The sequence below is a fragment of the Streptomyces sp. NPDC036815 genome, from assembly GCF_055609205.1.
On record NZ_JBVJPW010000016.1, the window covers coordinates 1 to 19,124 of the forward strand.

General features: G+C 70.2%; 12 protein-coding genes and 2 pseudogenes. 7 read left to right on the top strand and 7 right to left on the bottom strand.

All coding sequences use genetic code 11. The features are described 5' to 3' along the window. The 6 genes and pseudogenes from ACZ69I_RS27470 to ACZ69I_RS27495 all read right to left on the bottom strand — a co-directional run. A pseudogene (locus tag ACZ69I_RS27470) lies at nt 1-193 on the bottom strand (methionine ABC transporter ATP-binding protein); the annotation flags it as partial. Nucleotides 194-215: 22 nt separating this feature from the next. Next, nucleotides 216-1,208, bottom strand: coding sequence for an ABC transporter permease (locus tag ACZ69I_RS27475; RefSeq protein WP_467680820.1), 993 nt, complete (start codon nt 1,206-1,208; stop codon nt 216-218). Then, nucleotides 1,201-2,127, bottom strand: coding sequence for an ABC transporter permease (locus ACZ69I_RS27480; protein WP_467681090.1), 927 nt, complete (start codon nt 2,125-2,127; stop codon nt 1,201-1,203). The genes ACZ69I_RS27475 and ACZ69I_RS27480 overlap by 8 nt, the downstream gene beginning before the upstream one ends. Before the next feature lie 144 nt (nt 2,128-2,271). Beyond that, a complete protein-coding gene (locus ACZ69I_RS27485) occupies nt 2,272-3,909 on the bottom strand; it encodes a peptide ABC transporter substrate-binding protein (protein WP_467680822.1) in 1,638 nt (545 codons plus the stop codon). A gap of 478 nt (nt 3,910-4,387) precedes the next feature. Further along, complete coding sequence (gene typA, locus ACZ69I_RS27490) at nt 4,388-6,295, bottom strand: translational GTPase TypA (protein WP_470835270.1); 1,908 nt, start codon at nt 6,293-6,295, stop codon at nt 4,388-4,390. A gap of 273 nt (nt 6,296-6,568) precedes the next feature. Further along, nucleotides 6,569-8,959: an ABC transporter family substrate-binding protein gene (locus tag ACZ69I_RS27495; RefSeq protein WP_470835272.1), complete on the bottom strand. Its 2,391-nt coding sequence runs from the start codon at nt 8,957-8,959 to the stop codon at nt 6,569-6,571. A gap of 420 nt (nt 8,960-9,379) precedes the next feature. On the opposite strand from ACZ69I_RS27495, the gene ACZ69I_RS27500 reads away from it, so the two are divergent. The 7 genes and pseudogenes from ACZ69I_RS27500 to ACZ69I_RS27530 form a co-directional block, all read left to right on the top strand. Further along, nucleotides 9,380-9,697, top strand: a complete 318-nt coding sequence (locus tag ACZ69I_RS27500; protein WP_467680828.1) for a hypothetical protein — start codon at nt 9,380-9,382, stop codon at nt 9,695-9,697. 110 nt (nt 9,698-9,807) lie between these two features. Further along, nucleotides 9,808-10,641 (top strand): hypothetical protein, encoded by an 834-nt coding sequence (locus ACZ69I_RS27505; RefSeq protein WP_467680830.1) that lies wholly within the window; start codon nt 9,808-9,810, stop codon nt 10,639-10,641. Nucleotides 10,642-10,657: 16 nt separating this feature from the next. Beyond that, a complete protein-coding gene (locus tag ACZ69I_RS27510; protein WP_467680832.1) occupies nt 10,658-12,607 on the top strand; it encodes a fumarate reductase/succinate dehydrogenase flavoprotein subunit in 1,950 nt (649 codons plus the stop codon). Then, on the top strand, nt 12,604-13,374 hold the full coding sequence (locus ACZ69I_RS27515; protein ID WP_467680834.1) for a succinate dehydrogenase/fumarate reductase iron-sulfur subunit: 771 nt from the start codon (nt 12,604-12,606) through the stop codon (nt 13,372-13,374). The genes ACZ69I_RS27510 and ACZ69I_RS27515 overlap by 4 nt, the downstream gene beginning before the upstream one ends. Nucleotides 13,375-13,496: 122 nt before the next feature. Further along, nucleotides 13,497-14,756 carry an alpha/beta hydrolase family protein gene (locus tag ACZ69I_RS27520; RefSeq protein WP_470835273.1) on the top strand — a complete coding sequence of 420 codons (1,260 nt, stop codon included), beginning with the start codon at nt 13,497-13,499 and terminating at the stop codon, nt 14,754-14,756. A gap of 58 nt (nt 14,757-14,814) precedes the next feature. Next, nucleotides 14,815-15,165, top strand: a complete 351-nt coding sequence (locus ACZ69I_RS27525) for a hypothetical protein (protein ID WP_470835274.1) — start codon at nt 14,815-14,817, stop codon at nt 15,163-15,165. 60 nt (nt 15,166-15,225) lie between these two features. Next, nucleotides 15,226-16,230, top strand: a pseudogene (locus tag ACZ69I_RS27530) (TPM domain-containing protein); the annotation flags it as partial. A gap of 208 nt (nt 16,231-16,438) precedes the next feature. Here the strand turns inward: ACZ69I_RS27530 and ACZ69I_RS27535 are convergent. Then, a complete protein-coding gene (locus ACZ69I_RS27535) occupies nt 16,439-19,114 on the bottom strand; it encodes a SpoIIE family protein phosphatase (protein ID WP_470835275.1) in 2,676 nt (891 codons plus the stop codon). Between the last annotated feature and the right edge of the window lie 10 nt (nt 19,115-19,124).

The window sequence follows — 19,124 nt, forward strand, 5'->3', positions numbered from 1 at the left end:
ACTTGCCCGAACCCGACTCCCCCAGCACCGCGAGCGTCTCACCCGCGTCCACGCTGTAGTTGACCCCGTTCACCGCCTTGACCACACCATCACGCGTGTGGAACTCGACGTGCAGGTCCTTCACGTCCAGGAGCCTGCCGCTCTTCTCCTCGCCCGAACGGGGCGCGGGGAAGGCGTCTTCTTTGATGTCGATGCTGGTCACGTGTACGCCTCCCTCAGCGCAGCTTGGGGTCGAGGGCGTCGCGCACCGCGTCGCCGAGCATGATGAAAGCGAAGACCGTGATGCTCAGCATTCCCGCGGGGAAGAACAGTGCGTGCGGGTTGTCACGGATCGCCTTGCTGCCCTCGGAGATGTCGATGCCCCAGGAGATCGTCGGGTCGGCGAGGCCGAGTCCGAGGAAGGAGAGCGTCGCCTCTGCCGAGATGTAACCGCCCAGCGCGATCGTCGCGACCACGATGGTCGGCGCGATGGCGTTCGGCATCACGTGGCGGAACAGCATTCTGGTGGTGCCGGCGCCGAGTGCACGGGCCGCCGTCACGTAGTCGGCCTGCTTGGCGCTGATCACGGAACTGCGCGTCACACGGGCGATCGAGGTCCAGCCGAGGAACGCGAGGGACGCGATGACCACGTAGACCTTGCGCTCGGTGAAGGCGTTCAGGATGACCATCGTGCCGAGCAGGAAGGGCAGACCGAAGAAGATGTCCGTGATGCGGGAGATGATCGAGTCGATCCAGCCCCCGAAGTACCCCGCCAGCATGCCGAGCAGGCCGCCGAGCAGCGTCACGACGGTGGTCACGCCCACGCCGACCAGGATCGACGCGCGGGTTCCGTAGATGACCCGGGCGTAGATCGAGCGGCCCTGACCGTCGTAGCCGAACCAGTCGGCCTTGAAGATGTGGCCCAGTTCCGGCTTGCTCAGGAAGTGGTTGGTCAGATCTCCGTCGCGCGGGTCGGCGCCGGTGAACAGGCCGGGGAAGGCGGCGATGAAGAGCAGCAGGACCAGCAGGGTCGCCGAGATCCAGAACATCGGACGGTGACGCAGCTCGAACCAGGCGTCGCCCCAGAGCGAACGGGGCTTCTCCCGCTCGCCGCCGACCTTGGCCTTGGTGGCGGAGACGCCCGCAGCCGCGGCGTCCGCGCCGTCCTCCGTGCGGGCCGTCGCCGGCGGACCGTCGACGGCCGTTTTGCTCACAGGTGCGTCAGGCATACCGGATCCTCGGGTCCAGGACCGCGTACAGCAGGTCGATGAGCAGGTTGAGCAGCAGGATGACGAGGACGATGACCGTCACCACGCCGACGATCGTCGAGCCCTCGCTCGTCTGGATCGCCCTGTAGAGGAGGTTGCCCACGCCCTGCACGTTGAAGATGCCCTCGGTGATGACGGCACCGCCGATGAAGCCGCCGATGTCCGTGCCGATGAAGGTGATCACGGGAATCAGCGAGTTGCGCAGCAGGTGGACACCCACGATGCGGCGGCGCGGCAGCCCCTTGGCCGTCGCGGTGCGCATGTAGTCGGCCCGCAGGTTCTCGGCGAACGTCGTCCGGGTCAGCCGTGCCACGTACGCCATGGAGAGCATCGCCAGGACGAACGCGGGCAGGAACAACTGGGAGAGGTTCGTGGAGTCCTGCACATTGGGCGGCAGCCAGCCGAGTTCGTCCGCGAAGATGAACCGGGCGAGGTAGCCGAGTACGAACACCGGGATGGAGATCACGAACAGGGTGAAGACGAGGACGCCGGAGTCGGCCGCCTTGCCCGCACGCAGACCCGCCCACGCACCGAGACCGATACCGACGATGATCTCGATGATGATGGCGAGCGCGGTGAGTCTGAGCGTCACCGGGAACGCCTCCGACATCACGTCGACGACCTCGCGGCCGCCGAACGTCCGGCCGAAGTCCCCTTGGAAGAGGTTGGCCATGTAGTCGGTGTATTGCTTCCACACGGGCTGGTCGAGCCCGAACTCATGGCGCAGTGCCGCGACCTGTGCGGGGTCGGCGGCCTTGTCTCCCCACATCGCCCGGATGGGATCTCCGGGAAGGATGTGGACCATGAGGAAAATCAACAGAGTGGTCCCGATGAAGATCGGGATCATCTGGAGCAGTCGCCTGGCGGCGTAGCGCCCCATCATGCCTCCATGCCGTGAGGGGTCGGCGACGGCCTGCGCAAACTTCTCAACCACTGGGTGGGGGTGGAGAGTTACGAGCCAGCGCCTGGGTCGGGCGCCGCCGCTCCGGTTCGGAGCGGCGACACCCGACGACGGTCCCGATGCTTACTTCTGCTTCACCTGAACGTCGGTGAAGATGGGGTCGCCGTCCTGGCCGTAGGGGATCTTGCCGAGGATGTGCTTCGACTGGCCGCTGTTGACCTTGTAGAACCACAGCGGGATGGCCGGCATCTCCTTGACGAGGATCTGCTCCGCCTCCTGGTACAGCTTCACGGTCTCGTCGAGCGTGGCGGCCTTGTCGGCCTTCGTGCTCAGCTCGTCGAACTTCTTGTTGGAGAAGCCGCTGGTGTTACCGGCGGCCTTGGAGCCGTACAGGTCCCGCATGAAGTTCGAGTTGACGGGGTAGTCGAGCACCCAGCCACCGCGGTACATGGACTTGACCTGCTTGTTGTCACGCGCGTTCAGGTCGGCCTGGAAGGTCGGCTTGGAGGCACCGACACACTCGACGCCGACGCTCTTGCGAATGCTGTTGCAGACCGCGTCGACCCACGGCTTGTGGTCCTGGTCGGCGTTGAACTGGATCGAGATCTTGTTGCCCGGGACACCGCCGCCCTCCTTGATGAGAGCCTTGGCCTTCTTCGGGTCGAACTTGGCGACGTCGCCGAGGGCGCCGTCCTTGTGGCCGAGCACACCGCGGGCGACGAAGGAGTCGGCCGGGGTACGCGTGCCGTGCAGCACCTTCGCCGTGATGGTGTCACGGTCGATCGCCATGGACAGACCCTGGATGACCTTGGGGTCGATGTCCTTGAACTGCTTGGAGTAGAACGCCGGGACGATCGACTGGACCGCGGAGTACTCCTGGTCGATCGCACGGTCGCCGAGGTCCTGCTTGTAGTTCGTCAGCGCGGTGGTCGGAACCTGCTCGATCCAGTCGAGGCTGTCCGAGCGCAGGTCCGAGTAGGCGGCGTCGGCGGTCGTGTAGTTCTTGAAGTCGATGCCGCCGTTCTTCGCCGCGTTCGGGCCCTTGTAGCCGTCGAACTTACGGACCTTGATCAGCTTGTTGTGGTCCCACGAGACGAACTTGTAGGGGCCGTTGCCGACCGGCTTCTGGCCGAACGCCTTCGGGTCCTTGAAGAAGGCCTCCGGGAGCGGCGCCCAGACGTCGTAGCCGAGCTTGTACGCGAAGTACGAGACGGGGCTGTTCAGCGAGATCGTGAAGGTGTTCTCGTCCACGACCTTCAGGCCCGACATCTTGTCGGACTTGGGCTTGCCCTTCTCGGGGTGGACGTCCTCGTAGCCCTTGATGTCGGCGAACCAGCTGGAGTTGGTCTGGTTGTTCGACACGTTGGCCGACCAGTTCCAGGAGTCCACGTAGGACTTGGCGGTCACCGGGGTGCCGTCGTGGAACTTCCAGCCCGGCTTGAGCTTGACGGTCCAGACCGACGAGTCCTTGTTCGGCTTGACCGACTCGGCGTTGATGTTCACCAGGTCGCCGGAACCGGGCTTGTAGTCGACCAGACCCGCGAAGACCGTGCGCAGAACGCGGCTGCCCTGGCTCTCCTTGGCGTTGGCCGGCTGCAGCGGGTTCTGCGGCTCGCTGAGCTGCGCGGTGACAATGCCCTTCGGGTCCGCCTTGCCCTTGTTCATGTCGTCACCGCTGTCGCTGCCACCGCCGCAGGCGGTCGCCGCCAGAGTGACGGTTATCGCGCACGCGACCCACTTGGCGCTCTTGGCACCACGCATGGGGTTCCTCCTCATGAGTCCACTTGTTCACTACAAGAGGGGGTACGTGCAACCACGCCGACACCCCTGACGGCGAAGATCGAGTACCCCAGTGTGCTCGTGAGTCGGCGCTCCCCACAGCGCGTGACCCATTGACCCGAGCTATACGCGGTCAACTATTAGCCATGAGGTACCGGTCGACCACACCCTTTTGGTCTCGGTTCAATCACACCTGACGCGTACAACTTCCAAAATCCGGACAAACCGATCCGAGATAGATGGTTGCGAAACGGACGTGTTACACATCTAACGGTCAGTGACGTCCGAATAGCGGACGTTCCTCAGCCAAAAACCGGTTGCCGGGAACCCCTCGACCGGCAGCGGCCACACGGTACCCGCCAGGAGAAACGCAGAAGGCCGATCCCCGCCGAACCCCCTCGGGGGCGGCGGAAATCGGCCTCGTGGCGACTGAGTGCCACTAACTGCCTACATCAGCGGGTCAGTTGTGCTTGGCGCGGGACGCGGAACGGCCGCGCTCCTTCTGGTCGAGGACGACCTTGCGGATGCGCACGGCCTCCGGGGTCACCTCGACGCACTCGTCGTCGCGGCAGAACTCCAGGGACTGCTCCAGGGAGAGCTTGCGCGGCGGCACGATCGCCTCGAACGAGTCGGCGGCGGCCGAGCGCATGTTGGTGAGCTTCTTCTCCTTGGTGATGTTCACGTCCATGTCGTCGGCGCGCGAGTTCTCGCCGACGATCATGCCCTCGTACACCTCGGTGCCGGGCTCGGTGAACAGCACGCCGCGCTCCTGGAGGTTCGTCATCGCGAAGGCGGTGACGGCGCCGGCGCGGTCGGCGACCAGGGAGCCGTTGTTACGGGTCTTCAGCTCGCCGAACCACGGCTCGTGGCCCTCGTGGATGGAGTGGGCGATGCCGGTGCCGCGGGTGCTCGTCAGGAACTCCGTACGGAAGCCGATGAGGCCGCGGGAGGGCACGACGAACTCCAGGCGGACCCAGCCGGAGCCGTGGTTCGACATGTTGTCCATGCGGCCCTTGCGGACGCCCATGAGCTGCGTGACGGAGCCCATGTGCTCCTCGGGCACGTCGATGGTCATGCGCTCGACCGGCTCGTGCGTCTTGCCGTCGATCTGCTGCGTGACGACCTGCGGCTTGCCGATGGTCATCTCGAAGCCCTCGCGGCGCATCTGCTCGACCAGGATGGCCAGCGCCAGCTCACCGCGGCCCTGCACCTCCCAGGCGTCGGGACGCTCGGTCTCCAGGACGCGCAGCGAGACGTTACCGATCAGCTCGCGCTCCAGGCGGTCCTTCACCTGGCGGGCGGTGACCTTGCGGTCCTTGACCGCGGCCTTGGCGTCCGCGCCCTTGCCGGTGCCGCCGCGGCCGACGAGCGGCGAGGTGTTCGTACCGATGGTCATCGAGATCGCCGGCTCGTCGACCGTGATCAGCGGCAGCGCGATCGGGTTCTCCGGGTCGGCCAGCGTCTCGCCGATCATGATGTCGGGGATACCGGCGACCGCGCAGATGTCACCCGGACCCGCCATCTCGGCCGGCTTGCGGGTGAGCGCCTCGGTCATCATCAGCTCGGTGATGCGGACGTTGGAGATGGTGCCGTCCCGCTTGATCCACGCGACCGTCTGGCCCTTGCGCAGCTCGCCCTGCTCGACGCGGAGCAGCGCGATACGGCCGAGGAAGTTGTCCGCGTCGAGGTTGGTGACGTGCGCCTGCAGCGGCGCGGCCTCGTCGAACGTGGGGGCCGGGACGTGCTCGAGGATGGTGGAGAAGAACGGCTCCAGGTTGGTGGAGTCCGCCGGGACCGTGCCGTCGGCCGGCTTGGTCAGCGAGGCGACGCCGTCACGGCCACAGGCGTAGACGATCGGGAACTCGATCTGGTCCTCGTCCGCGTCCAGGTCCAGGAAGAGGTCGTACGTCTCGTTGACGACCTCGTCGATGCGCGAGTCCGGGCGGTCCGTCTTGTTGATGCACAGGATGACGGGCAGCCGCTGCTGGAGCGCCTTGCGCAGCACGAAGCGGGTCTGCGGCAGCGGGCCCTCGGAGGCGTCGACCAGCAGGACGACCGCGTCCACCATCGACAGACCGCGCTCGACCTCGCCACCGAAGTCGGCGTGGCCGGGGGTGTCGATGATGTTGATCGTGATCGGATCCCCGCCGTCCTTGGGGTGATACTTCACCGCCGTGTTCTTGGCGAGGATCGTGATGCCCTTCTCACGCTCCAGGTCGTTCGAGTCCATCATGCGGTCGTCGAGGGACTCGGCGGCGTGCGCGGCGAAGGAACCGGCCTGCTTGAGCATGGCATCGACGATGGTCGTCTTGCCATGGTCGACGTGAGCGACGATGGCGACGTTACGGATGTCGTGGCGCGTGGCCATAGTGCGGCGTACTCCTGGAGTGAGTGGATGGTCACACGCACCTCTGAAGTACGCGAACCCTGCCGGGCTGGACACGCCACGGCCTCACCCCAGTCTACGGGCCTTCCGCGGAGGCAGCCTCCGCGGGGGCGTCGCGGGGGTGGGGAAAGCCTCGGGAACTTTGAGGAAACAGCAGGTCAATGGGTGGGTACGAGCTTGCCCGCCGGGGTGGCCGACGGGCAAGAGAGTTGAGCGGAATCTGAGCAGCGGCGCCCCGGCGAGGGGGTGGTCCCGCTATCCGGCGGACGGGCTGCCCGAGGGCTTCGCGCCCGGCTTCAGGAAGCCGATGTCCTCGTAGTGCGGGGCCTGGAAGCCGAAGGCTCCCGCGTTGGCCAGGTTCGGCCGGGCCGCCATCAGCTGGGGGCGCTGATAGAGGGGGATGGAGCCCGCCTCGGCCCAGATGCGGGCGTCGGCCTTCTTCACCAGGGAGAGTGACGTTTCCTCATCGAGCTCGCCGATCGCCTGGTCGAAGAGCTGGTCGATGTGGTCGGTGCCGACGCGCGTGTAGTTCTGCTCGACGTTCAGCGACCCGTCCGCGGCCGGGACCGGCTTGGCGAAGATCGGGCGGGCGTCGGTGGCGGGGAAGGCCGACGCGGGCCACGAGTACAGGGCCAGGTCGTACTGCCCGGACGCGATGTGGTCCTTGAAGTAGCTGTCGTCGGCGACCTTCGCCGTCTCCGTGCGGACGCCGATCTTCTCCAGCATCCGCGTGATCCGGTCGGCCACCGCGCGCAGCGGCTCCGAGCCGTCGCCGGAGGGCAGGACGAAGCGGAGCGTGAGGGGCTTGCCGTCCTTGGCGAGCGGACCGGCCGCGGCCGCGCCCGCCGCCTTGGGAGCGGCGGTGCCCTTGGGGGCGTACGCGCCGGGGACTCCGCCCTTGGCGTGGTCCTTGGCCCGCGCCTCGGACTTGGGCTTGGACTCACCCTTCGACTCGGCCTTGGACTCCGCCTTGGACCGCGACTTCGCCTTCGACGCGGCCTCGGCCTTGGAGTGCTTGCCGGTGTGCTTGGCCTTGGAGTGCTCGCCCGGCTCCTTCTTCTTCTCCTTGTCGGCCTCGCGGGTCAGTCCGAGGGCGTCGGCCTGCCGGTTCAGGACGGCCCGCTGATAGGCGGCCGCGGGCGCGGGGGCGAGCACCGTGGTGCCGGTCTCGGCGGGCTTGCCGTCGTCCTCGCCCACGATGTACGTGCCGTCGCCCGACTCCTCCTCGGAGTCCGCCTTCGCCTTCTTCGCGCCGGCCTCGCCGCCCGCGGTCTTCGCGTCCTTGTCCTTCTTGCCCTTGAGCGGGCCGCCCGGCGTCCAGCCCGCGTCCGCGAGCAGCGCCCGCGCCTCCGCGGTGTCCTGCTCACCGAGGGCCCCGCTGTTGTCCGCGTACGCCTGCTGACCGGCGAGCGCGAGGTGGCTGCCGACCGGCACGGCGGGCAGGCCGAGCGGTTTGAGGACGGTCTTCGCGAGCTCCTCGCGGTTCAGGGCGCGGGCCACCGCGCGGCGCACGCGGTCGTCGGCGAGCGGTCCCTCGGAGCCGTTGAGGGCGAGCTGGGTGTAGGCCGGTTCCAGGGACTTGCGGACCACGTAGCCGCGCAGGCCCTCCTGCTCGGTCGCGTACTTCCTGACGGCCTTGCGGGTCTTGGCGCGGGCCTCGGTCTCCGCGTCGGCGGCCTCCTCGTCGGAGCCGTGCGCGAGCGCCCAGGAGCGGAGCGCCTTGGCGGGGGTCAGCGCGGCGCCGGGGCCGTGCGCGGGCGGGCCCTGCGCGCCCTTGTCCCGGGCGGCGAGGCCGATCCGTCCGGCCTCCGCCGAGTCGACCGCGGCGAGGTCGACCTTGTTCTGGGCGAGCGCTCCGGCCCGCTCGGCGCGCGTCACCCGGCGCAGCACGATCTTGTCGAGCTTGGCCGGGCTGCCCCACCAGCGCGGGTTGCGCTCCAGCGTCACGTCGCCGGCCTTCTGGTCGACGGAGGCGAGCGCGAAGGGGCCCGCGGTCACCTTCAGCTTGCGCCGTGCGCCGTCGTTGAAGGAGTCGGGGGCGCCCATGACCTGCTTGGGGTAGAGCGGCGAGAACAGGGAGCGCCAGTCCGCGTACGGCTTGGCGAAGGTGACCCGCACCTCCAGGTTGTTCGCGCCGCGCTCGATCTTCTGGATGCGGTCGTAACCGGCGTTGCGCGCCGTCCAGTACGCGGAGTCCTTGCCGGACAGGGCCCGCCACTGGGCGGCGAAGTCGTCGGCGCCGATCTCCCGGCCGTCGCTCCAGACCGCCTGCTGGTTGAGCTTGTACAGGACGACCTGCTGGGGCTCGCGCTCGACGACCTTCGCCGACTCGAGGAAGTCGGCGTTGCGCTGCGCCCTGCCCTGCGCGTCGAGGCGGAACAGGGACGGCAGGACCGCGCCCGCCACGCGCGAGGTGCCCTCGTCGGCGTCGGCCTGGAAGGAGTTGAACGTCTCGGGCAGCGCGTCGACCGCCCAGTTCATGGTTCCGCCGTCGGCGACCAGGTCCCGGGCGGCGGGAGCGACGTCCTGGCCCGCGGTCGGCCGCCCCGCCTCGTCGTTCGAGCTGCAGCCGGCGAGGGCGGGCAGAGCCAGCACCCCCGTCGCGAGGAACACGACAGATCTGACTCTGGCGCGGTCGTGGGACATGGCTGGTACCTCCGGGGTCCGGGGCTCGCCCGGCCGCCCGCTACCAGGACCGGGCCGGGTTTGATCACGTTTGGCGGTATATGGAGCTGATCACATCTATCGCTCCACTGAAGGCGACGGGACACACCCCGCGGGGGAGGCACGACACGGGGGCGCTCATATCCCACTCGTGCGGCCCAATGGCGCACGCCCGCGACGGCGCACGACGGCACACGGCAGCGCACGGCAGCGCCCCCGGGGCATGTTCCGGTCGCCGGACGGTCGCGGTCGGTCGAGGTCGGCGGGATCGGCGCGTGATCCGGCGCATTCACCGCTCCTGATCCGGCAATCGCTGCAGATCCCTTCACAAGCCGGGATGTGACGCGCGACACTCGCAGGCGCATGAGCGTTGCCACCGCACACCCGAAGTGAGGGCAAGTAATGGCTCTGCACGATGAATTGACGGCCGTCCAACGCTGTGTGGACGACCTCGTCCGCACCGTCGGCAGGCTGGAGCAGCAGGCCGACGGAGCACTGGCGGGCGTCGACGTACGCCGGGTGCGTACGGACACCGACCACCTGCGCGAGAGCGTGGCCCTGCTGCGCGCGGCGGCCCCGCCACCGTCCGCGCCCCGCGCCGAACCGCCCCCGCGCGAATTCGTGACCATCCCCGACACCCCGTACGACAGCTCTCTGTGGGCGAACGCCGGAGACCTCGACGACGAGGGCCTGGGCGGCTGCGACCGCCACGCGCCCTGACCCGCCACGCCCCGACCCGACCCGGGCCGCACCTCGCACCCCCGCACCCCCGCACGCCGCACGCACTCGCAGAGCCTCTCCCCATCCGAGGACGAAGGAGTGGAGCCTCGTTGGCCACCGGCACGGAACCCCAACCGAAGAGCGGACCGGCCCCCGGCGGCGTGCGCGACGGCACGCGCGCCGCGATCACCGCTGCCCATCTGCGGACCGACCGCTGGTGGCTGGCGCCCGCGGCGACCGCCGCCGGACTGCTCGCCTTCGTCGTCTACTCGACCTGGCGGGCCTTCGCGAACGCGGACTACTACGCGGCGCCCTACGTCTCGCCGTTCTACTCGCCGTGCGTCGCCGAGAACTGCGAACCGATGCGCTCCGGGCCCAACTGGGAGATCTTCGGCAGCTGGTGGGGCCTGTCCCCCTCGGTGCTCATCCTGGTCTTCCCGCTCGGCTTCCGGCTGACCTGCTACTACTACCGCAAGGCCTACTACCGGGGCTTCTGGGCGTCACCGCCCGCCTGCGCGGTCGCCGAGCCGCACAAGAAGTACACGGGTGAGACCCGCTTCCCGCTGATCCTGCAGAACGTCCACCGCTACTTCTTCTACGCAGCCGTGCCGGTGGCGGGCATCCTCACGTACGACGCCGTGCTCGGCTTCCGCGACGAGCACTACGAGTGGGGCCACATGGGGCTCGGCACCCTCGTCCTCCTCGTCAACGTCGTACTGATCTGGATCTACACGCTCTCCTGCCACTCCTGCCGGCACGTCATCGGCGGCAAGCTCAAACACTTCTCCAAGCACCCGGTGCGCTACCGCATGTGGCAGTGGACCGGCAAGCTGACCAACCATCACATGCTGCTCGCCTGGACGTCGTTGGCGAGCGTCGCGCTCGCCGACCTGTACGTCTACCTGGTCGCAAGCGGCGCCTTCGACGATCCGCGCTTCTTCTAAGGGACGGGACCAGCTGATGTCTCAAGTGGACCGGCAGCAGTGGGACGTCGTCGTGGTGGGGGCCGGCGGCGCGGGCCTGCGGGCGGCGATCGAGGCGCGCGAACAGGGCGCGCGTACGGCGGTGATCTGCAAGTCCCTGTTCGGCAAGGCGCACACCGTGATGGCCGAGGGCGGCATCGCCGCCTCCATGGGCAACGTGAACTCCGGCGACAACTGGCAGGTCCACTTCCGCGACACCCTGCGCGGCGGCAAGTTCCTCAACCAGTGGCGGATGGCCGAACTGCACGCCCGCGAAGCACCCGACCGCGTATGGGAGTTGGAGACCTGGGGCGCGCTGTTCGACCGCACCCCGGACGGCCGGATCTCCCAGCGCAACTTCGGCGGCCACGAGTACCCGCGCCTCGCACACGTCGGCGACCGCACCGGCCTGGAGCTGATCCGCACGCTCCAGCAGAAGGTCGTCGCCCTGCAGCAGGAGGACTACAAGGAGTTCGGGGACTACGAGGCGCGCCTGAAGGTCTTCCAGGAGTGCACGGTCACCCGGGTCCTGAAGGAGGAGGACGAGGGGTTCGGCGAGGGCGGGCGGGTCAGCGGGACCTTCTGCTACGACCGCGAGTCGGGCCGCTTCTTCGTCCTGGAGACACCCTCCGTGGTCCTTGCGACGGGCGGCATCGGCAAGTCGTTCAAGGTGACGTCGAACTCGTGGGAGTACACGGGCGACGGGCACGCGCTCGCACTGCTCGCCGGGGCTCCCCTGCTGAACATGGAGTTCGTCCAGTTCCACCCGACGGGCATGGTCTGGCCGCCGTCGGTCAAGGGCATCCTCGTCACCGAGTCCGTGCGCGGCGACGGCGGGGTCCTGCGCAACTCCGAGGGCAAGCGGTTCATGTTCGACTACGTGCCCGACGTCTTCAAGGAGAAGTACGCGCAGTCGGAGGAGGAGGGCGACCGCTGGTACGACGACCCGGACCACAACCGCAGGCCCCCCGAACTCCTGCCCCGTGACGAGGTCGCGCGCGCCATCAACGCCGAGGTGAAGGCGGGCCGCGGCTCGCCGCACGGCGGGGTGTTCCTCGACGTGTCGACGCGGATGCCCGCCGAGGTCATCAAGCGCCGACTGCCGTCCATGTACCACCAGTTCAAGGAGCTGGCGGACGTGGACATCACCGCGGAGGCGATGGAGGTCGGGCCGACCTGCCACTACGTGATGGGCGGCATCGCGGTCGACTCCGACACCGCCGCCGCGCGCCGCGTCGCCGGGCTCTACGCCGCGGGCGAGGTCGCGGGCGGCATGCACGGCTCCAACCGGCTCGGCGGCAACTCCCTCTCCGACCTGCTGGTCTTCGGGCGGCGCGCGGGCCTGCACGCGGCCAGGTACGCCGCGGGCCTCGCCGCCCGCCCCGCCGTGGAAGAGGAGCAGGTCGCCGCGGCGGCCGCGGAGGCGCTGCGGCCGTTCAGCGCGGAGGGGCCCGACGACGGGACGCCGCACGAGAATCCGTACACCCTCCACCAGGAACTGCAGCAGACCATGAACGACCTGGTCGGCATCATCCGCCGCGAGGCCGAGATGGCCCAGGCCCTGGAGAAGCTGGCCGAGCTGCGGGTGCGGGCGCGGCGGGCCGGTGTCGAGGGCCACCGCCAGTTCAATCCCGGCTGGCACCTCGCCCTCGACCTGCGCAACATGCTCCTGGTCAGCGAGTGCATCGCGCGGGCCGCCCTGGAGCGCACGGAGAGCCGCGGCGGTCACACCCGCGAGGACCACCCGTCGATGAACCGCGAGTGGCGCCGCGCCAATCTGCTCTGCCGGCTCGCCGACCCCACCGGGGGTCTGGCGGCCACCGGAGCCGTACGCGGCCAGATCGACCTGGTCCGCGTCGAGACCGAGCCCATCCGCCCGGACCTGCTCGCCCTCTTCGAGAAGGAGGAGCTGGTCAAGTACCTGGCTGAAGAGGAGCTGTACGAGTGAGTTCGTACGACGCGCAATTCAAGGTCTGGCGCGGGGACCTCGGCGGCGGCGGCCTGACGGACTACGAGGTCGAGGTCAACGAGGGCGAAGTGGTGCTCGACATCATCCACCGCCTCCAGGCCACCCAGGCCCCCGATCTCGCCGTCCGCTGGAACTGCAAGGCGGGCAAGTGCGGTTCGTGCTCGGCGGAGATCAACGGCCGCCCCCGGCTGATGTGCATGACCCGGATGTCGGTCTTCGGACCCGACGAGGTCATCACGGTGACGCCGCTGCGCGCCTTCCCCGTGGTGCGCGATCTGGTGACGGACGTCGGCTTCAACTACACGAAGGCGCGCGAAGTCCCGGCGTTCGTACCGCCCGCGGATCTCGGTCCGGGCGAGTACCGCATGCAGCAGGAGGACGTGGACCGGCCGCAGGAGTTCCGCAAGTGCATCGAGTGCTTTCTGTGCCAGGACACGTGCCACGCGGTGCGCGACCACGAGGAGAACAAGGGCGTCTTCGCCGGGCCCCGGTTCCTGATGCGCGTCGCCGAGCTGGACATGCATCCGCTGGACGCGGCGGCCGAGACCGGCCTCGACCGCAAGCGGACCGCACAGGACGAGCACGGGCTCGGCTACTGCAACATCACCAAGTGCTGTACGGAGGTGTGTCCCGAGGGCATCAAGATCACCGACAATGCGCTGATCCCCTTGAAGGAACGGGCGGTCGACCGCAAGTACGATCCGCTGGTGTGGCTGGGCAACAAGATCCGGCGGCGGACGGAGTAGGGGTTGGTTCGGGGAGAGGGCGTCAGGGGCGGCTGTCAGGGTCTCTGGGGGCAATCCCCCAGGCGGGATTTCCATGATTTCCCCCATAGTGGCGCGGTGTTGGTGACGCGCAGCATGGAGGCATGACTTCTCGTGCATCCCTGACCCGCCGTTCGCTCGTCGGGCTAGCGGTCGCGGGGCTCGCGGCGACCGCGCTGGCCCTGCCCGCGTCCGCGTCCACGTCCACGTCCACCCCCTCGCCCGGCTCGTCCGCCGCTGCCGCTGCCGTGGGCCAACTGCCCGCGCCCACGGGGTCGTACGGCATCGGCACCGTCTCGGCGCGGCTCGTCGACCGGTCGCGGCACGACCCGTGGGTGCCCGCGCAGCCGTACCGCGAGCTGATGATCAGCGTCTGGTACCCGGCCGCGCCCGGACCGGCCACCGGGCATCACCGCGCCCGCTACATGGCACCGGGCGCCGCCGCCCGCTGGGACGCCACGTCGCCGCACGGCATCCCCCGCGGCGCGATCGACTTCGCGGCCCTGCGGACACACGCCAGGGAAGGAGCCCCGGCCGACACCGGAGGCGGGCGGCGCCCCGTCCTCGTGTACGCGGCGGGGGCGGGCGACCCCCGGACCTGGGGCACCGCCCTGGTCGAGGAGATGGCGAGCCGCGGCTATGTCGTCGTGACCGTCGACCACACCTACGAGAACCCCGGGGTGCAGTTCCCCGACGGCTCGGTCAAGGACGACGGGCCGCTGCGGAAGGCGCTGGCGCAGGCGCAGAAGAACGGCACCCTTCCGCAGCTGATGAAGCGGACGCTCGACACCCGGGTCGCCGACTCCCGGTTCGTCCTCGACCGCCTCGGCTCGCTGCCGCACGGCCTCTCCCGGCTCGTCGACCGGCGGCGCGTGGGCATGTTCGGCCACTCCGCGGGCGGGATCGCCGCGGCCGAGACCATGTACGAGGACCGGCGGGTCACGGCCGGAATCGACCTGGACGGCACGCTGGAGTTCAACCCCGAACCGCTCGGCACCCACCTGACGCCGGTCGCACGGCACGGTCTGGACCGGCCGTTCCTGCTGATGGGTCACGAGGGCAGCGACCGCAGGACCGAGCCGTCGTGGCGGTCGTTCTGGTCCCACAGCACCGGCTGGAAGCGGAACCTGACGCTGCGCGGCTCGCTGCACCAGACGTACACCGATCTGTCCGCACTGCTTCCGCGGTCCGGCGTCGACAGGAAGACCCTGGAGGAGAACATAGGCACGGTCGACCCGAAGCGAGCGGTGGCGGCCCAACGGGCGTACGTGGCCTCGTTCTTCGACCGGTGGCTGAAGCAGCGGGACGACGGCCTCCTCGACGCGCCGTCCGGGCCGTACCCGGAGGTGGAGTTCGCGGGGTGACCTTCCCGCTCCCCCGCTGCCCGGCACGTCCCTGCGCGACGACGAGGCGTACAGGGACGTGGCCGACTGCCTGGGCGACGTGTACGAGGCGTCGTTCTCCGCGAAGCGCGAGGACGCGGACGTCGTGCTCTTCGCGATCGGCGGGCGGGTCGCCAAGGACGGCACGTCGTCGTCGGAGTCGCTCTGCGCACGCACCGCCTCCAAGAAGGCGGCGGACACCACCGCGTCCCGGCTCCGCGAGAAGACCGCCCCCGGACGGCGCTACGCGGGCTCGAAGGTGACCGTCGGCGAGAGCGGCACCCCGATGGTCACCATGACCTGGAAGAACCGCCCCAGGTCCGGCCTGCGCCCCGGCGACAACGACCGGACGTCGGAGCTGCCCAGGGTCCTGATGTGGGGGCGTGAGTGACCCGGGTCGCGGCGGTTCACAGGCCGCCCTACGCTCGCACATGTGACGCCGTCCCCGCGCATGGCCGCCGCGCGGGCAGCAGCGGCCGCGGTGGCCGTGCTGCTCGGGTGGCTTCTGCCGCTGTGGCCCTCCCCCGCGGTCGCCGACGACCCGGTCACGCTCTCGCGCACCGGCCAGACCACCGACAGGACCGACGCCCTCGCCGGGCGTGAGAACGCCGTCCGGCAGGCCCTCGACCGGCTCTACGACGACAGCGGCGTGCAGCTCTTCGTCGTTTACGTACGTGACTTCTCCGGCCGCTCCGCGCGGAGCTGGACGGACGCCACTGCGGAGCGCAACGGCCTCGGGCTGGACGACGTGCTGCTCGCCGTCGCGACGCACGATCGCCGTTTCGCCTGCTCCGTGGACGACGGCTCCCGGCTCACCGACGCGCAGCTCCGGTCCGTGACCACCACGGCGATCAGGCCCGCCCTGCGCCGGAACGACTGGGCCGGGGTCGCCGTGGGCGCCGCGGACGGCTACCGCGCCGTCCTCGCCGGCCGCCCCGTGCCGACCCCGACGCTCACCTCGGGTCCGGCCGACCCGGGCGGCGCGGACGGTGCGGACGACTCCGTGGCCGGTGACCTGGTGCTCCCCGTGGCGGCGGCGTGCGCGGCCGGGGTCGCCGCGACGGTCGCGTACAAGCGGCGCAGGAAGCGCGCCATCACCCGTACGACGCCCGGCGGCGGCTCGGGAAGAGGGGCGGCGGGCAAGAACGTCGCCCCGCTCCCCGAGCTCGACAGCGAGGCCCGGCGCCTCCTCGTGGAGACCGACGACGCGGTCCGCACCAGCACCGAGGAACTCGGCTTCGCCACGGCGCAGTTCGGGAAGGACGCGGTACAACCGTTCGGCGAGGCGCTCGCGTACGCGCAGCGGGAGCTGACGGCGGCGTTCCGGCTGCGCCAGGAGCTCGACGACGCCTTTCCCGAGGACGACGCCACCAGGCGCCGCATGCTGGGCGAGATCGTCGCGCGCTGCACGGACGCGGGCCGCCGCCTGGACGCCGAGACCGCGCGCTTCGACCGGCGCTCCTCGACGGGGCCGAGGACCCGCAGAAGACGATCGACCAGCTGATCCGCGACTACTCCACGACATCAAGGAGGCCGAGGAGGCGGTCGCCTCGCAGACCGAGACCGTGGAGGTCGAGGCCCGCCTCGGCGCCCTCGAGGCGACGACCTGACCCCGTACGGCGATCGGGCCAGGCAGCGGCCGTACGGCGGCCGGGCCGTCCGGGTCAGAACAGGCTGAGCAGCGCCTCCGCCGGGTCCTTCGGCTCCGCGTCGCCGGGCAGGGCGAGTTCGAACCACACCGTCTTGCCGTGCGGCGTCCTGCGCGAGCCCCAGGCCGCGCTGAGCAGGCCGACGAGCTGCAGCCCGCGCCCGCCCTCGTCGGTGTCCCTGGCCCGGCGCCGGCGCGGCTGGACGAAGCCCCCGTCCCACACCTCGCACACCAGCGTGCGGTCGAGCAGGAGGCGGAGTCTGATGTCACCCTCGCCGTACCGCAAGGCGTTGGTGACGAGCTCGCTGACCAGCAGTTCCGCGGTGTCGCAGAGCCGTTCCAGGTCCCACGCGCGCAGGTGGTCGCAGGCCAGTTCGCGGGCGCGGCCCACCGACTTGGGGTCGCGCGGCAGCGTCCAGTCCCCGACATGCTCGGCGGGCAGGCCCTCGACACGCGCCATCAGGAGCGCGATGTCGTCCTCCCCGTGGTGGGTGTCGAGCGTGTTCAGGACGTGGTCACAGACGTCCTCCAGCACGGGAGGCGCGTCGTTGAGGGCGCGCACCAGGGCGTTCAGGCCCTCGTCGAGCGGGTGGTGGCGGGATTCGACGAGGCCGTCGGTGTAGAGCGCGAGGAGTGCGCCCTCGGGGAGTTCCACCTGGACGTCCTCGAAGGGCTCACCGCCGACGCCGAGCGGCATGCCCGGGGGTACGTCGAGCATGAGCGCGGACTCGCCGGGCTCCACGAGGACGGGCGGCAGGTGTCCGGCGTTGGCGAAGGTGCAGCGCCGGGTCACGGCGTCGTAGACCGCGTACACGCAGGTGGCGAGGTACACCTCGCCGAGGTCCGCGTCCGCCGCCTTGCGGGCCGCGCGGGAGGCCTGCTGGGGACCTGCCGGGTTGCCGAGGCCGCTGGCGACCTCGTCGAGGGCGGAGAGCACCTCGGCGGGTTCCAGATCGAGGAGCGCCAGGGTGCGGACGGCGGTGCGCAGTTCGCCCATGGCGACGGCGGCCCGCAGGCCGCGGCCCATGACGTCGCCGACGACCAGCGCCGTGCGGTGGCCCGGCAGCTCGATGACGTCGAACCAGTCGCCGCCGACCTCCGTGGCCGCGTTGCCCGGCAGGTAGCGGCAGGCGATGTCGAGGCCGGACGCCTCCGGGTCACCGGGCGGCAGCAGGGACCGCTGCAGTATCAGCGCGCGTTCGTGCTCGCGGCGGTACAGGCGGGCGTTGTCGATGCAGACGGCGGCGCGCGCGGCCAGTTCGACGGCGAGCGCGCGGTCGCGCTCGCCGAAGGGCTCGCTGCCCTTCGTACGGGAGAACTGGGCGAGGCCGACCACGGTGTCGTGGGCGACCATCGGCACGGCGAGCGTCGACTGGACGAGGCCGCCGGTGCGCCGGCTCGCCGAATCGTCGTCGTCCCCGGTGATCAGGCGGGGGCGGGCGGCGCGCAGGGCGTCGGCGCAGGGCGACGTGAACGCGTAGCGGTGCACGGCGCCGACGTCGACGGGCGCGGTGCCCGCGGGGAACGGGGCGTCGGCGACGGCGCTCGCGAAGGCCACCCGGCGCAGGTCGGCGCTGCCGTCGGCGAGCCCGGGCGGCGCCTCGTCGCCGTCGAGGAGCCCCTGGTAGAGGTCGACGGAGGCGAGGTCGCAGAAGCCGGGGACGGCGACGTCGAGCAGTTCCCGGGCGGTGGTCTCCAGGTCGAGGGAGTTGCCGATGCGCGCTCCCGCCTCGTTCAGGAGGGCCAGATTGCGCCGCGCGTGGGCGGCCTCGCGGGCGGCGGCGTGCCGCCGGGTGACGTCGGTGCCGAGGCCGGCGACGCCGATGGGACGGCCCGAACCGCTGTGCACGCGGTAGAGGTTGATCGACCAGTGCCTGCGGTCGCTGTTGCCGGGCGCGGGGCCCACTATCTGCATGTCCGTCACGGAATCGCCGGTCTCCAGGACCCGCTTCATGGCGGCGGCCATGCGGTCGGCCTCGTGGCGCGGCAGATAGTCGTGCACGGTGCGGCCGCGCTGGTCCTCGACACCGCCGCCGAAGACGTCGGCGAACCTGCGGTTGGCGCGCTGCACCTTCAGGTCCGTACCGAACAGCAGGAAGCCGAAGGGTGATTGGCCGAAAATGGCCTGCGACGCGGCGAGGTCCGTCTCGATCCGGCGCAGCGCGCGGACGTCGACGACGATGCAGACCGCGGCCCGTTCGCCGTCCTCCGTCTCGGTCGGCATGACGTAGATCTCCGCGATGCCTTCCAGGCCGCCGGGGCCGCCGGGGCCGCTCCGGTGGCCGTAGGACGGCTGCGAGCCCTCCGGCAGCCGGAAGGGGACGACCCCCGTCCACTCGCGTCCGTCGAGGATCTCCGTCATCTTGCGGTGCCCGCCCGCGCGCAGCTCCGGCGGTACGAAGGCCTCGATGGGGTCCTTGCCCACGGCGTCCCGCGCCGCCACGCCGAACAGCCGCTCGGCGCGCGCGCTCCACTGGTCGACCAGGCCGTCGGCGCCGATCGAGAACGAGGCGACCTTGATGTAGTCGTAGATCGAACCCGGCGGGTTGCGCTGCCACGTCTCGTCGCCGGGGCCTTCGCCCGCCGCGTCGCCCGGGGCGGCGTCACCCGCCGCGTCGTCCGTGGCCCCATGGGCCCTCGCGTCGCCCGACGGACCGTCGCGCTCCGTCGCCTTCGCTGGTATCTCGCTCACGCGAACCGTC

What these genes read in the sequence shown, in the direction of transcription:
- ACZ69I_RS27475 (WP_467680820.1), bottom strand. Translation starts at nt 1,208, where the DNA reads ATGCCTGACGCACCTGTGAGCAAAACGGCCGTCGACGGTCCGCCGGCG.
- ACZ69I_RS27480 (WP_467681090.1), bottom strand. Translation starts at nt 2,127, where the DNA reads ATGGGGCGCTACGCCGCCAGGCGACTGCTCCAGATGATCCCGATCTTC.
- ACZ69I_RS27485 (WP_467680822.1), bottom strand. Translation starts at nt 3,909, where the DNA reads ATGCGTGGTGCCAAGAGCGCCAAGTGGGTCGCGTGCGCGATAACCGTC.
- typA (WP_470835270.1), bottom strand. Translation starts at nt 6,295, where the DNA reads ATGGCCACGCGCCACGACATCCGTAACGTCGCCATCGTCGCTCACGTC.
- ACZ69I_RS27495 (WP_470835272.1), bottom strand. Translation starts at nt 8,959, where the DNA reads ATGTCCCACGACCGCGCCAGAGTCAGATCTGTCGTGTTCCTCGCGACG.
- ACZ69I_RS27500 (WP_467680828.1), top strand. Translation starts at nt 9,380, where the DNA reads ATGGCTCTGCACGATGAATTGACGGCCGTCCAACGCTGTGTGGACGAC.
- ACZ69I_RS27510 (WP_467680832.1), top strand. Translation starts at nt 10,658, where the DNA reads ATGTCTCAAGTGGACCGGCAGCAGTGGGACGTCGTCGTGGTGGGGGCC.
- ACZ69I_RS27520 (WP_470835273.1), top strand. Translation starts at nt 13,497, where the DNA reads ATGACTTCTCGTGCATCCCTGACCCGCCGTTCGCTCGTCGGGCTAGCG.